Origin of the sequence: Schaalia meyeri (assembly GCF_900105015.1) — a bacterium.
In the GTDB taxonomy this organism is placed as follows: Bacteria; Actinomycetota; Actinomycetes; order Actinomycetales; family Actinomycetaceae; genus Pauljensenia; species Pauljensenia meyeri.
The window spans coordinates 89015-102782 of sequence record NZ_FNLK01000012.1; the positions used below are offsets into that span (position 1 = coordinate 89015).

The 13768-nt window shown below is 65.3% G+C and carries 8 protein-coding genes; 2 read left to right on the plus strand and 6 right to left on the minus strand.

The genetic code is table 11. The features are described 5' to 3' along the window. The first annotated feature begins 129 nt into the window (after nucleotides 1-129). Nucleotides 130-1113 carry a type I pantothenate kinase gene (gene coaA, locus BLT68_RS05825; protein ID WP_050695707.1) on the plus strand — a complete coding sequence of 328 codons (984 nt, stop codon included), beginning with the start codon at nucleotides 130-132 and terminating at the stop codon, nucleotides 1111-1113. Between the two features lie 123 nt (nucleotides 1114-1236). Here the strand turns inward: coaA and BLT68_RS05830 are convergent, their stop codons facing one another. From BLT68_RS05830 to BLT68_RS05850, 5 genes are all read right to left on the minus strand, one after another. Beyond that, nucleotides 1237-4893: a cadherin-like beta sandwich domain-containing protein gene (locus BLT68_RS05830; protein ID WP_050694317.1), complete on the minus strand. Its 3657-nt coding sequence runs from the start codon at nucleotides 4891-4893 to the stop codon at nucleotides 1237-1239. 140 nt (nucleotides 4894-5033) lie between these two features. Next, nucleotides 5034-5966, minus strand: a complete 933-nt coding sequence (locus BLT68_RS05835; RefSeq protein WP_050694316.1) for a carbohydrate ABC transporter permease — start codon at nucleotides 5964-5966, stop codon at nucleotides 5034-5036. Beyond that, the gene (locus BLT68_RS05840) at nucleotides 5963-6874 is read right to left on the minus strand and encodes a carbohydrate ABC transporter permease (RefSeq protein WP_050694315.1); all 912 of its coding nucleotides are present in this window, start codon (nucleotides 6872-6874) and stop codon (nucleotides 5963-5965) included. The genes BLT68_RS05835 and BLT68_RS05840 overlap by 4 nt, the downstream gene beginning before the upstream one ends. 103 nt (nucleotides 6875-6977) lie before the next feature. After that, nucleotides 6978-8375 carry an extracellular solute-binding protein gene (locus BLT68_RS05845; RefSeq protein WP_050694314.1) on the minus strand — a complete coding sequence of 466 codons (1398 nt, stop codon included), beginning with the start codon at nucleotides 8373-8375 and terminating at the stop codon, nucleotides 6978-6980. 150 nt (nucleotides 8376-8525) lie between these two features. Next, nucleotides 8526-11360, minus strand: a complete 2835-nt coding sequence (locus BLT68_RS05850) for a glycoside hydrolase family 2 TIM barrel-domain containing protein (RefSeq protein ID WP_050695706.1) — start codon at nucleotides 11358-11360, stop codon at nucleotides 8526-8528. Between the two features lie 116 nt (nucleotides 11361-11476). On the opposite strand from BLT68_RS05850, the gene BLT68_RS05855 reads away from it, so the two are divergent. Continuing rightward, entirely contained in the window at nucleotides 11477-12586 is a 1110-nt protein-coding gene (locus BLT68_RS05855; protein ID WP_050694313.1) for a LacI family DNA-binding transcriptional regulator, read from the plus strand. A gap of 218 nt (nucleotides 12587-12804) precedes the next feature. On the opposite strand, the gene BLT68_RS05860 is transcribed toward BLT68_RS05855, so the two are convergent. Then, a complete protein-coding gene (locus tag BLT68_RS05860; RefSeq protein WP_050694312.1) occupies nucleotides 12805-13707 on the minus strand; it encodes a DUF4862 family protein in 903 nt (300 codons plus the stop codon). Between the last annotated feature and the right edge of the window lie 61 nt (nucleotides 13708-13768).

Genomic DNA, 13768 nt, shown 5'->3' on the forward strand with positions numbered 1-13768 from the left:
CCCATTCCAGCACACCCGCCCCCACCCGGGCGTCCTACGTGTGTCGCCTCACGCTTCAAGCGCCCACAGCGAACACCTCTTGAATTGGGGCACAATAGGGACGTGACCATCACCGAGCGCCCCTCGATAATCCCAGCCACGGCCTCGTCGGCTCAGTCCCACAGCGGCACCACGCGCACCAGTCCCAGCCCCTACACCCGCTTCGACCGAGCGGAGTGGGACCGCCTGGCCGACCGCACTGCCCTGCCGCTCACGCAGGAGGACATCAACCGGATCGCATCCCTGGGCGACCCCATCGACATGAGCGAGGTCGACGCCATCTACCGTCCCCTCAGCGCGCTCCTGCAGCTTTACATCGACGGGCGCAGACGCACCGCCGCCGAGCGTCACTCCTTCCTGGGCGAGCCAAAGGCCTGTTCCACGCCCTTCGTCATCGGCATCGCCGGATCGGTCGCGGTCGGCAAATCCACCGTCGCGCGCCTGCTCCAGCTGCTTTTGTCCCGCTGGGATTCCACGCCGCGCGTCGACCTGGTGACCACCGACGGGTTCCTTTTCCCCAACCGCGTCCTGCAGGAACGCTCCCTCATCGCACGCAAGGGATTCCCCGAGTCCTACGACCGTCTGGCCCTCATCTGGTTCCTGGCTTCCGTCAAGGCGGGAGTCCCCCACGCCAAGGCCCCTGTCTACTCGCACGTCACCTACGACGTCGTGCCGGGCGCCTACGTCGACGTGGATCGGCCCGACATCCTCATCGTCGAGGGCCTGAACGTCCTGCAGCCGCCGCGCTTAGCCCCCGGATCCGTCTCCGTCGCCGTCTCCGACTACTTTGATTTTTCCATCTACGTCGACGCCGACGAGAAGCACATCGAGCAGTGGTACGTCGACCGTTTCCTGAAGCTGCGCGCCACCGCATTTTCCCGCGAGGACTCCTACTTCAGGACTTACGCATCCCTGACCGACGCGGAGGCCGCATCGACCGCGCGCATGGTGTGGAACGCGATCAACCTGCCGAACCTGCGCGATAACATTCGGCCCACCCGCGAGCGCGCGACCCTGGTCTTTACCAAGGGGGCCGACCACCGCGTCGAATCCCTGGCGATCCGCAAGGACTAGGGCGCGATTTCGCCACGTGGCACCCCGCCTCTCGCTGCGCACGCCGGTGCCGCGTGCCGCCCCGATACGACGGGGCCGCAGCCGGAAAACCCAGCCACGGCCCCATCTCACGTCAGGAGTCGGTTACCCGATCCAGGCGCCCGAAGGCGCGAATTGGTACCAGGTCCAGTTGATGAGTTCCCAACCGGTCGCCATGGATCCGTTCCCACGCAGGTAGTACCAGGTGTCTCCTTCCTTGTACCATCCGGTGGTCATCGCTCCGTTGGCGCCCAGGTGATACCAGGTATCGTTCAGGTTCAGCCAGCCGGTGGCCATGGAGCCGGAGGGGTTCAGGTAGTACCAGGTTCCCCCGTCGCTCAGCCAGCCGGTGCGCATGGCTCCGTTACTGGATAGGTAGTACCAGGAGTCGCCGATCTTGGCCCAACCGGTCGCCATCACTCCCGTCGCAGGATCGAGGTAGTACCACTGTCCGCGGTTCATCAGCCAGCCGTGCTGCTGAGCGCCCGAGGGGCCGTGGAAGTACCAGTTTCCTTTCTCGTAAACCCAGCCAAACTTCAGGTAGCCACTCGCGTCGAAGCGGTAGGTCTGTCCGTCGATAACCAGGGTCTTGTTGACCGGGTAGGTGCCGTCGGGGTACCTGTACCACCATCCGAAGTAGTTGGACTTCCACTCGCCGGTGCGAGGCTGGGGCTGGGGGTCCGGCGTAGGAGTGGGGGTCGGATCCGGGGTCGGCGTCGGGTCCGGGGTCGGATCCGGCGCAGGCTTGTCGTTCGTCACCCAGTACAGGAAGCGCGAGTCGCCGCCGCCGACGCCCTTGAGGGTGACCTGGGAGGTGTCACCCTCACCCAGCTGCACCTCTTTCGTCGTCTTGTCCGCGGGGTTGACCAGCATCAGGTGCGCGTTGGCGCTCGGCTTCTTCACGGTCAGCGTGATGTCCTGAGCGGTCTCGGACAGCGAGCCGTCATCGGTACGCGGATCCAGCAGCATCGAGGGGAACTTGGTCGTACCAGTCAGCGCGTTGACCACCATGAAGCCCCTGGGGACGGTGGTCGACTGACCGAAGATCTCCTCGGACTTGGCGGCCTCCAGGCCCTCCAGCTGATCGAAGTAGCCGATCACCACGTCGCCCGGCTTGCCGTCGTTGACGGAGCCGACGTTCTTGACCGACACGTCAACCAGGCCGACGCCCTGGTTCGCAGCCTTGGCCTCGTCGCCCGAGCCGAAGTTGCCGTACCTGTAGCCGCTGAGGGAGGGGTCCTCTCCGCGACCGTTGTACTGGCCGGGCTTAAGGGCGACGAAGGTCGAGTCCATGGCCTTCGTGTAGTTACCGACGTAGGAAACGTTCCCGAAGATGTTGGAGAACTCGTAGAAGGAACGCGTGGGCGCGCCGTCGTGGTCGATGATCGAGGAGCGGTCGTAGCCGTTGTACTCCATGCGGAACAGGCCGAACCACTTCTGGCCGGTCGCCAGGCCCAGGGAGGGCACGATCGATTTCTCGGAAGCCGAGACGTTGGCGTCCCAGTTGTAGTCCAGGTACTGGCCGTACAGGATCGGGCTGGAGCCGTCGCCGGTCAGGCCCTTGAGGGCGTACTCGCGCTGCTTCTTCCAGGTGTTGGTGTTCAGCAGGCTCGTGACGACGTTGCGCGGAGCCGGCCCCCCATTGGCACCCCAGTAGTATTTGTCCCAGCTGAGCAGGTCGGGCTTAGCGTTCTCCACGTAGTAGCTCAGGTTCGCGTCGTTGTACCAGGAGGGATCATCCCAGGAGTTGGCGTGGACGACCGCCCCGGGAATGTTCTGCTTGGACCAGGAGAACCAGTTCTTGAAGCACTCGGACTCGCTTCGGTTGAAGCCTCCCTCGTCGCCGTACTGGATGTCGACCAGCGTGCTCGCATACGGCTTCATGTACTCGTTCATGAAGTCGCGCGGATTGCCCGCGTTGCACATGCTGTTCTTCCCGAAGGGGGCCTTCGCGAGGGCCCAGGGAGCGCCCTTACCCAGGGATTCCATCATGGGCGTGTTGAACATGGGCTGGTCGTAGAACATGGGGAATGCGCCGCCGGTGAGGTCGCGCTCCTTGGCGTCGAAGCCGCCGCGGCCATAGCCCTCGGAGGGCACCCACGCAGGCATCATGACGCCGTACTGCAGGGCGAGGGCCTGGGCGCGATTGACGCCCCACTTGCCCTCACCGGGATCGAAGCCGGAGTAGCGCGCGTCCTTGGAGTTGTCCACCTCGGGGGCCTTGGGTGTGCTCCCCTTGGGCAGGCCCCACACCTCAACGTCGTTGAAGGTCACGGCGGTGGCGATGTTGTCAGGCGTCTGCGGCTCGGTCTCCTCGTTCATCCAGATGCGGATGTTCTTGGCCAGTTGATAGGCGTTGAAGTCCCAGTACCACAGGCCGCGCGCGTCGCGCGTGAGGGAGCCGTGGGTGACGATGGTCTTCCACTCGCCGCCGTCCTTTTCCTGGACGGCGATGGCCACGGAGTTACCGCCGTGCCACGGCTTGGTGCCGGGGGGCAGCGTGGGCGTGCCCCAACCGTTGACGCGGTGCACGTAGCGGGCTTCATCCAGGTGCAGTTCGATGCCGGTAACCTTGTCCGACCATTCGTTCGCGCGGACCAGCGGATCGGAGGTCCACTTGGTCTTGGGATCCAGGTCGGTCAGGGCCTTGTTGTCGGCGTCGGACGCGCCGTTGGCCGCGGCCGTGGCGGGCACCAGCACGTTGCCACGGAAGTCGGTGTCAACCTTGGTGATGTTGACGACGTAGGTGGCTTCCTGCCCGTCCTTGCGCACGGTCGCAGTGATGACGTTGAGCCCGGTCGTGAGATCGAGGTTTGAGACGCGGCCGTCGGAGTCGGGGGTTGCCCCGTTGATGGTGACGGTGGCGCCCGAGACCGCGCGGATGCGCGCGGAGACGGTCTTAGCGTGGAAGTACCCGGTGGCCTGGTAGGTGTGGGTGCCGGGCGCGAAGTCGACCGGCTTACCGGGCTCGCCATAGGGCAGCTGGTCGATCACGAAATCGGTGACCAGGGAGTCGGAGCCGGATCCCTGGGCGGGAGAGTCGGGGTGAGGCACGGGGGGACGGGGGCCGCCCTCGGAGCCGCCGCCTTCACTGGGACCGTAGGTGGTGATGGCGTTGCCGTTGGCGTCGCAGGGCAGGAGCTTAATATCGCTGAGCGCCATGTCGGACTTGCCGGGTGCCAGGGAACGCAGGCCCGCCAGCGCGAAGACGGGTTTCGTCGTCGCCGGGAAGGTGATGTACTGTTCCTTGTTGCCGTATGTCAGGTCGCTTCCGTGCTTGACCTCGGTGCCGCCCGTCCAGGTTCCCTTCGCGACGGATTCCTTCCAGCCGCCAAGGGAGCCGCCAGAGGCGGGGTTTCCGGGGTCTTCATCAAAGGCGAAGACGCGGTATTCGCCCGGGAACTGGTCGTTCCCGAGGGTCGTGTCATAGGTCGGGCGCGGGGTGACGCCCAGGCCGCAGGACTGAGTGCCGGGGGTCGGGTTCTGGACCGCCACGGCGTGGGGGTAGGTGTCCATGCCTCCCTTCCACTTGGTGGTCCAGAAGGTCTTGGCCGAGTCGGGGCGGGCGGTGTCGTCGTCGGTGAGGGCGGCGATGGTGCCGTTGGGGGCGCTTTCGCCGACCTTCTCTTCGGAAGTCGCCCACAGGACGTTCGGGTGATAGGGGGTTTCGGGGGCGGCTACGGCCGCTGTGGGAGCCAGCCCGAGCACGGTGGCCGCAAGAATCGGGACGCCGAGGGCTGCGATGATGGGTCTGTTCCCCATGGGGGTAACTCCTTCGTCAGTATGGGGTCTATGGGGTGTTGGCCGGGATGCACAAGATACCTAACACGTGGTGGATTTAGGCGACACGCCTCCTTTCTGGCAGCGAAACATCCTCGCGGGTGAAGACCGCGAGGATGAACTCAGAATTTCAGTCCGCCGTCTTCGATACCGCGGAAGAAGAACTTTTGGCTAAAGGCGAAGACCACGACGACGGGAACCATCGCGACGACCGCCCCGGCCAGGACCAGCTGGTACGTAACGCCCTGGGGCGAATTCTGAATCGCCGTCAGCGTCAGCATCAGCGTCTGTTTGTTGGGGTCGGGCAGCATCAGCAGCGGGAAGATGAAGTCCGACCACGCGGCGATGAACGACGTCAATCCGACGACGGTGAGTGTTCCGCGCACCTGCGGCAGGAAGATCGACCAGAAACGGCGCAGCTCCCCCGCCCCGTCAATCAGGGCGGCGTCCTCGATCTCGTCGGGGATGCCCATGAAAGCGGCTCGCATCATGAGAATCTGGAAGGGCCCGATCATCGCGACCATCCAGACGCCGGGAAGCGTGTTGTACAGGTCCAGCTGCACCATCATCTTAAACAGCGAGAGCATGATCGATTCGAAGGGGAAGATCATGGCGGACAGGACCACGAAGTACATGATGTTGCGCCCGCGCCACCCGCGCCTTGACAGCATGTAGCCGCCGATGCAGGACAGGAGGATGTTGGAGGTGACCGTCAGCGCGGCGATGATCGCCGAATTCCTGATCGATCCCAGGATGTTCGTGCGTTCGAAGAGCACGACGAAAGATTCCAGCGACCAGTGCTGGGGAAAGATCGTTGCGCCCTGACCGAAAACGGACTCTCCGGGAGCCTTGAAGGCGGCCATCAGGGGCAGGACCAGCGGCCCGACCAGGATGATCGCGACGACGATCAGCAGGACGTAGCGGGCAAAGAGCGCGCGGCCGCGCATCTGGCGCGAGGCAACGTTGCGGCTCTGCCTCTCGAGGCGGCGCTCCTTGCGCCACCGGGCGAAGCGTTCGCCAAGCGTGGATTCTGACTGGGTTAGTGCGGTGCTCATGAATCTTCAGCCTTCCTCTGCAGGCTCTGGGAAGCGATGATGAATCCGAAAGTGATCAGGAACAGGCACACCGACGCGGCGTCCCCCTGTCCCAGGGACCCGAAGGTCGGGTCAACGATTCGGTCGCGGATGTACATCGTCAGCGTCTTTGTCGGCGAGGCCGATCCGCCCAACAGGTACACCTCGGTGAATATCTTGAGACAACCGATCGTGGTGAGGGTGGCGACCAGGAACATCATCACCTTCACGCCGGGCACGGTCACCGTCAGGAAGCGGCGAACCGGGCCGGCGCCATCCAGTTCCGCGGCCTCGTAGAGGGACTTATCGACGTTGGCCAGGGCGGATAAGTAGAGGATCATGTAGTAGGGCAGGCCCTGCCACAGGGTGATGATCATGGCGCAAAAGAGGATGAACCACTGGTCTGACAGGAAGGGCACCGGGTCCAGCCCCCACGAGTCCAAGAGGTTGTTGATGGGGCCGCGCTGGTCCAGGAGGTAGCGCCACGCCAGGGAGATAACGACCAGCGAGGAGATGGCCGGCAGGTAGTAGAGGGCGCGGAAGAATCCGATGCCGGGGACGTGCGACTTTACCAGGAGCGCGAGGAGGAGAGGCAGGAGCACCATCAGCGGAACGACGCACACGGCGTATATCAGCGAGTTTGTCAGGGCACCCCAGAACTCGCCGTCCCTCAGGATGGTCAGGTAGTTTTCGATGCCGATGAAACGGCCGATGCGACCCACCGGTTTCGTCTTCGTAAAGGAGACGACGACGGTCGTGACAAAGGGGTATATGTAGAACGAAATGATGGCGAGCACCGGCAGGGTAACCCACAGCCAGGGAACCCAGGCGGGACGGAATCGGGCGGCGCCATTGAGCGAGCGCGTTTCTATTCTCTTGGTTGTCGACATACCTAAGTCCTCCATAGGGGTGTGCGCGGCCGCGAGGCGGGTGATCGCGCTGGTTGGGAACACGTCGGGGGCCGAGGCCACGCCTCGGCCCCCGAGCGTTCAATCAGTCTCCGAGAGCTTTGAGTTTCTCGTTCATCTGATCCTGTGCAGTTTTGAGTGCGGCCTTCGGTTCGACCTCACCACGGATGGCCTTGTTGACATTCTCGACGAGGGCATCCTTCACGGCACCGGTCGCGTAGAACACGTCGGTGTAGGCCTCGGCATCCTTGGCGGCCTTAGCGGCCTCCTCGTAGGCGGCCTTGAACACGGGATCGTCCGCGATCTTCGGCGGGTTGGCGACCAGCTCATCGAGCGACTTGGCGACGGCCGGGAAGATGATCGCGCCACCGTCACGCGCCCAGGCGAGCTCGTTCTCGGCGTTCGTCATCCACTCGGCGAACTTCATGGCCAGGGGGGCGTTCTTGGTCGTGACGGACACGCCGATGTACTGGCCCTCGAAGACGGGTTTGATGCCGGAGTTGGTCGGGAAGGGGCCGACGCCGGTGTTCTCGTACACGGTCGCGTTGTTGCTCTTCACGGACTTCAGGAACGATGCGTTCGGCGTGCCGAAGGCCAGGTTTCCATCAGTGTACGCCTTGCCCGGATCGGGCTCGCCGGTCAGGGAGTCCTTCGGGATGGAGCCGTTTGCATAGAGCTCGGCCAGCTTTGTCACGTACTTGACGGCATTCTCATTGTCGGCGAAGTTAAAGGCGGTCTTGTCGTCGTTGAGCAGCTTGACACCCATGCCGTGCAGCTGGGCGATCATGTACCACTCGGGCGAACCGTAGATGCCGTAGTCGCCCTGCCCGTCGGCGCCGACCTTGGCGGCGGCATCGAAGAGCTCGTCCATGGTCTTCGGAGGCTTGTTCTCGTCAAGCCCGGCGCGCTTGAAAACTTCCTTGTTGTAGGTGGTGATGTAGGGGCCAAAGTACCAGGGCAGAGCCGTGTGGTGATTGCCTGCACCCAGGGCGGTGGAGTCCCAGATGGACTTCACGAACTTGTCGCCGATGCCGGGGGCCTTGACGTCGTAGTCCATGAGCAGGTTCGACTTGGACAGGGCCAGGATGGTCGAGGAGGGGACGTTAACGACGTCGGCCATCTTGCAGTTCGAAGCCTGGGCCGTGATGGTCTGGTCGAACTCGGCGCCGCCGCCCTGGTCGGTCCAGTTGATCTTCACGCCGGGGTTGGCGTCCTCGAATTCCTTGATCTTCGCCCTGAAGAAGTCACCGAAATCGTTCTGCAAACCCTGGGTCTGGAACGTGATCTCGCCTTCAACCTTCGAGGTGTCGATCTTTGAGTCATCGACGTTGCCCTTGGGAACGTCGCAGGAAACATCGGGCGTGGGGATGGAGCCAGACGCGGATCCACCTCCACCGGCGGAGCCGTCGTTGCAGGCGGCCAAGCCAAGGGTGCCGAACATGGCGAGGGCGATTGCGCCTGCGGCCATCTTCTTCTTCAACATGCGAAACCTCCGTTGGTCCGTATTAACTGTTCGATCGATGGGATCGAGTCACTAACTATCTCGTGTTAGTTGATACCTAAATCATAGCGACCTCGCGCGCCAAGCGCATCATTTGTTAGCAGCTTTGCACATTGTTACCAAGCCGCAACATTAACACTCGGGCGTAAAATCACCCCTGATCTGAGCAATCACAAATGTCATGTCCGTTTCACGCATCCGTGCCCCCCACTCGGGCCGGGCATCCGGACCGCACGAGCGCGTCCCGATCCCGTCCTGGAAGGCATCCAGCCACAGGAAGAGCCGATCGCTGTCCGGCAGTTCCTCCCAGTGCGAGGCACCGGCCAGCTCGCGCTCATTCCACGGGCACGCGCTCCATCCCAGCGGAGAGCCGGGTAGGACCAGCACATCCCCCGCCTCGCCCCGCAGGCGCAGGGCCTCCAGATCGGGGCGATGTCCCCCCTCCTGGGGACGCACGCACACATCCCACAGGTCGCCCACGTTTGCGTGCCCGAATCCGCGTGCGCCGGGCACGCGCATGTCGGGGTAGCCGATCAGGGTGTCGCCCAGCCAGGAGGCCTCCCACGAGGACCCCTGCAGCCGGATGCGCACGCCCAGGCGCGGAACGCGCTCGGGCCAGGCGCCGAAGGGACGGACGCGGGCGGACGCGGACAGGCCGAGCACCCCCCGCTCCCCCACGCGCACGGGCTTGAATTCCCAGGTCAGGGTGAGGCCGAATTGCGCGGCGGGAGGGGCCCAGCGTTCGACGACGCACTGGGAGCGCTCGTCCCCCGCGATCGAAACGAGCCGTCGGCGCAGCAGGTGCAAACGGGCCCGTTCCCAGCGCATCGCGTGCGACGTGCCGTGTTCGCCGCGGCCCACGCCCAATTCCCCCAGGTCTTCTTCGCCGATACCCCAGTAGTCCACGGGGCCTCGTCCGCAGTCGTTGTCGGTGGGCGCGCGGAACACGCTCAGCTCGACCGACACCGGCAGGTCGCCGATCCGAACCACGCGCCCGCGCGAGTCCAGCGCGTAGGGGCAGACCCCGTCCTCGCACTCAGCGGGAAGAATGGGGGCCTGCGCGAGGGCTCGCAGGCGCTCCTCCTCGTCTTTTGCGCCCTGGTCGGCCAGGGTTTGCGCCAGGGCGGGGGCGTCCGGGGCGAAGGCGGCGACCCACGCCCACGTGCCCGCGTAGGGGCGCGAGCGCGCATCGATGAGCCCGTCGCACACGAAGTTTCCGTCGTGGACTTCCTCGCCGAAATCGCCGCCGTAGGACAGGGCGCGCCGACCATCCCCCAGCGTCCTCCACAAAGCGTGATCGCGCCACTCCCACACGAAGCCTCCCGCGTGCCGCGGGTGGGACATCTGCGCCGCGTACCCGGCAACACCACCGGGTCCGGTACCCATTGCGTGCAGGTATTCGCACAGGAGATAGGGGGCGCGGCGGATGCGCTCGCGCGCGGCGTTATCAACGCGCGCCGCGACGTGCGTGGGCACGGCGACGGGCGCGTGCGGGTCGGAGTCGTCCAGGACGGCGGCGACCTCTTCGAGGGTGGGGTACATGCGCGAATAGATATCGGCGTACTCCATGGCGTGATCGCTCTCGTAGTGGATGATCGCCTCCCCGCGGGTGCGCTCGCGGAGCCAGCGCGCGCAGGCAACCAGGTTCGCGCCGGTACCCGACTCGTTGCCCAGGCTCCAGCAAAAGATCGAGGGGTGGTTCTTGTCGCGCTCGAAAGCGCGGGCGGTGCGGTCCAGGTACGCGTCGGCCCATCGCGGGTCGTCTGAGGGGTTGTCGATCCACTCCCCCGTCCCCTCGAAGCCGTGCGTCTCGATATCCCCCTCCAGCATGACCCACAGGCCGATCTCGTCCGCCAGGTCGAGCAGGCGTGGATGCGGCGGATAGTGGGAGGTGCGGATCGCGTTGACTCCCATCGATTTCATCAACGCCAGGTCCGCCCTGGCCCATTCCTCGTCAAAGACGCGCCCCTCGTCTGCGCGCACCTCGTGGCGATTCACCCCGTTGAGGGTGAGGGGTTCGCCGTTGGCACGCAGGATGCCGCCCGCGATCGCGACGCGACGAAATCCGATCCTCAGGCTCCGCTCCCCACCGGCGAGGCCTTCTTTGCCCTCCACGACCACGCGCGCGTCGTAGAGGGCGGGGTCGTCGGCGCTCCACGGGCGCACGGCTCCCGCCTCAAGGCGGTCGCTGCGGTAGCGCCCATCGGCTCCGCGTCGAAGGGTGCAGGCACGGACGCCCAACCCCTCGATCGTGAGGTAGGCCGACACGAATTCGTCCAGCGCCCCGCGCACCCGGGCCTCGATGGTCACATATCCGGTCCCAGCCGCATAGTCCGTGTCGACCCACAGGTCCTCAAGAGTGCCGGGGGCAAGGTGGCGCAAGCTGACGGAACGAAAGATGCCCGGGAGCCACCACTGGTCCTGATCCTCCAGGTAGGAGCCGGGGCTGAACTGGTGGACTCGCACGGTGAGGGTGTTAGTGCCGGGGCGCACGACCTTAGTCACGTCGAACTCGTGAGCCAGCCGCGATCCGCGGGCCATACCGACCCAGGTGCCGTTGACCCACACGCTGGCCTGGCTCTCGACGCCGTCGAAGCGCAGGGCGACGATCCCGCCCCGCCATGCCTCAGGGAGCTCGAAGTCGCGGCGGTAGTCGCCGACGGGATTGGCATCGGGTGGAAAGGGTGGGTCGACCGGAAAGGGGAAGTCGACGTTCGTATAGGCGGGGCGGCCAAATCGGCCTTCGCCGCGCAACACCCAGTGGCTGGGCACGTCAATATGGTCCGCCTCCGGGGTCAGGTCGGGTTCGTCCCAGGGTTGTTCCACGTTGACAAAGGGATCTGGGTCGGTGCGATGGTAGGCGAAGTTCCAGGTGCCGTCGAGGCTGAGCACACCGGGGTCATCCGCCAGGTGGGCGCGCGGGGGCAGGAGCGCTCCCGCGCCGGGAGCGTAGGAAGGTATCATCATGTTCACGTCTGGGTGCCTTTCGGATGTCGTCGTCGAAACTCCGATCGTCGCCCACAAGACTAACACGTTATAGTCGTTGTGTTTCAACGAACATACCCAAGAATCCGGAGCAGTCTATGGAGCGCGCAACCCGGGCCGACGTCGCACGCGCAGCAGGCGTCGCGCCCTCCACCGTCTCGCTGGTCCTCAACGGGCGCGGCCGGGACGTCAAGATCGCACCCGCCACGATCGAGCGCGTCCAGAAGGTCGCTCGCGAACTCAGCTACATCCCCAACGCCGCCGCCCGCTCGCTGCGGCGCGGGAAGTCGCACTTCATCGCCCTCCTCATGGCCGAGCTGCCGGACGACCCCTTTGTGCCCGTCGTCCACACCGTGCTCACGACCGCCATGATCGGCATTCAGCGACGCGGCTATCTGCTCCTGCCCCTCTTCCAGTCAGGCGACGGCGCCTCCGATGCAGAGGTCATTCGCGGGGTCCTGGGGGACACCCAGCTGGCGGGGATCATCCGTGAGACGACATCGGCGGAGGCCTTCACGTCGCGACTGCTGGCCAACCTGGGCATTCCCGTCGTCGCCATGTCCATGATCGAGGCCGAAGCCACCGGCTCCGAATCCGCTCTGATCCGCATCGATGAAGGCACCGGGGTGCAGGACGTCCTCACTTCCTGCGCGCTCATCGACCCGGTGACCGCGCGCGGCTCCGGTCGCGCTGTCTTCCTGGCGGGTCCCAACACGAATCACGCGCGCCAAAACCCGATCGCGCACGCCTTTGGCGCGAGCTTTTCCCTGTACTCCCTGCCCGACTGGGAGGCCTCCACGGCCTACCAGGCGGCCCTGCGCCTGCTCGCCGACGACCCCGCCATTTCTCTCATCGCACTGGCCGACGACTCTCAGGCGCCAGGCGTCTTCCAGGCCGCCGCCGACCTGAATCTGAGCGTCCCCTCCGACCTGTCGATCCTGGGATTTGGCAACCAGGATCAGCACGCCGCCACAGAGATCGGCCTGACGACCGTCGACTGGCCTCTGAAAGACATGACGGAGGCCGCCGTCGCCTCCATCATCAACGTCATCGAGGATCGTCCCCCCATTGCCGACACTCACCCCGGCGCCGTCTCGGTGGCCGACGAACCGACGTCCGTACCTGCTGGCTCGCCTGACGCCACCACACCCGTCGCCACGATCCCGACGCGCCCCGTGTGGCGCTCCTCGGTCGCACGCCGCGCCTAGGGATCCGGCCGCCCACTCGCGCGTGAAACCCAGACCGCCCCCGCTCAACCGGAAACCACCAAAATCGGTCGCAATCAGCAGGCAGGGGAGGTCGGGGTTTCACCAACCCACCCTGCACCCCAGCAGGGGCAGTCTCGGTTTCAGCGGCGCGCCAAGTGAGCAGCGCCGGGTGGCCGCATCCCACCCCGACCATGCCCGCTACCCGCGTAGCGCCGCGGTCACTCGTCGAGGCCGCAGGCCCTGTAGATATTCGCCAGCATCGCCAGGCGCTCTTCGAGCGTCGCTTCCTTCGGGACGCACACCTTCGCCCCCAGGTAACGAGCCCTCGCCCGGATCCCGGCGTGGGCGCAGCGCTCGATCTCCGTATCGCTCATGAGCGACGTCGGCTCATCCACCCGAGCGGGCAGGTGGCCGTCGATCCAGGGGTACCCGTACCGGGTTTCCTGTGAGCCCGCGCCCGAAAAAATGATGCCGTCCAGGACACCGCTTTCACCCGCCTGAAGCACGTGCCGATAGGCGGTGTCCGCGTCGCGGCCCTCCACGGCTGAGCGCCCCCAGTTGATGTGGATTCCGATACCGAATTCCGCCGCGATGTCGATTTCGGATTCGAGCGACAGGAATCCCTTTTCTGGGTTCTGCTCGGGGATGAATCGGTCGCAGTGCTCGATGACCAGCGCGGAGCCGAACCAGTCCCAGCCAAGCACCTCCTCCAGCGAACGCCTGAAGGCGTCGGACTGGGCGAGGCGCGTGGGTGCCGAGTGCACCTCCACGCGCGCGACCAGGGGCCGTCCCACTCGCTCGCACAGTTCGCCGAGGTCTCGGTTGAGTTTCCGGGTGAACGCCAGGCAGGCCCCGCGCCCCGCCTCGTCGGGCGAGGCCAGACCGAAGTCTGCGTTTTTCCCGACGTTTACCATGGTGCCCGGGATCGCGGTGATGGCGTTGAAATCCCAGTGTGATGCCAGGCGGGAGGCCAGGACGTCTGCCTGGGTGGCGAGCTGCCCGGGGTAGGGGATCTCGACACCGCTCACCCACGGCTGTTCGGCCAGGAGCGCGTAGTAGTCGCCTTCCAGCTCGGGGGCCGGAAGAGACGCGTAGGCCCCGATCATGAATGGAATTGTCATCGTGATTATCCTTCTTTGGGTTTTTCGTCGATTCCGTCTTCGGGCGAACAGGTGCGGGCCC

Bases quoted from the DNA above. Each gene is read 5' to 3' on its own strand.
- BLT68_RS05860 (WP_050694312.1), bottom strand. From the start codon at position 13,707: ATGACAATTCCATTCATGATCGGGGCCTACGCGTCTCTTCCGGCCCCC.
- BLT68_RS05835 (WP_050694316.1), bottom strand. From the start codon at position 5,966: ATGAGCACCGCACTAACCCAGTCAGAATCCACGCTTGGCGAACGCTTC.
- BLT68_RS05830 (WP_050694317.1), bottom strand. From the start codon at position 4,893: ATGGGGAACAGACCCATCATCGCAGCCCTCGGCGTCCCGATTCTTGCG.
- BLT68_RS05845 (WP_050694314.1), bottom strand. From the start codon at position 8,375: ATGTTGAAGAAGAAGATGGCCGCAGGCGCAATCGCCCTCGCCATGTTC.
- BLT68_RS05855 (WP_050694313.1), top strand. From the start codon at position 11,477: ATGGAGCGCGCAACCCGGGCCGACGTCGCACGCGCAGCAGGCGTCGCG.
- BLT68_RS05850 (WP_050695706.1), bottom strand. From the start codon at position 11,360: ATGATGATACCTTCCTACGCTCCCGGCGCGGGAGCGCTCCTGCCCCCG.
- BLT68_RS05840 (WP_050694315.1), bottom strand. From the start codon at position 6,874: ATGTCGACAACCAAGAGAATAGAAACGCGCTCGCTCAATGGCGCCGCC.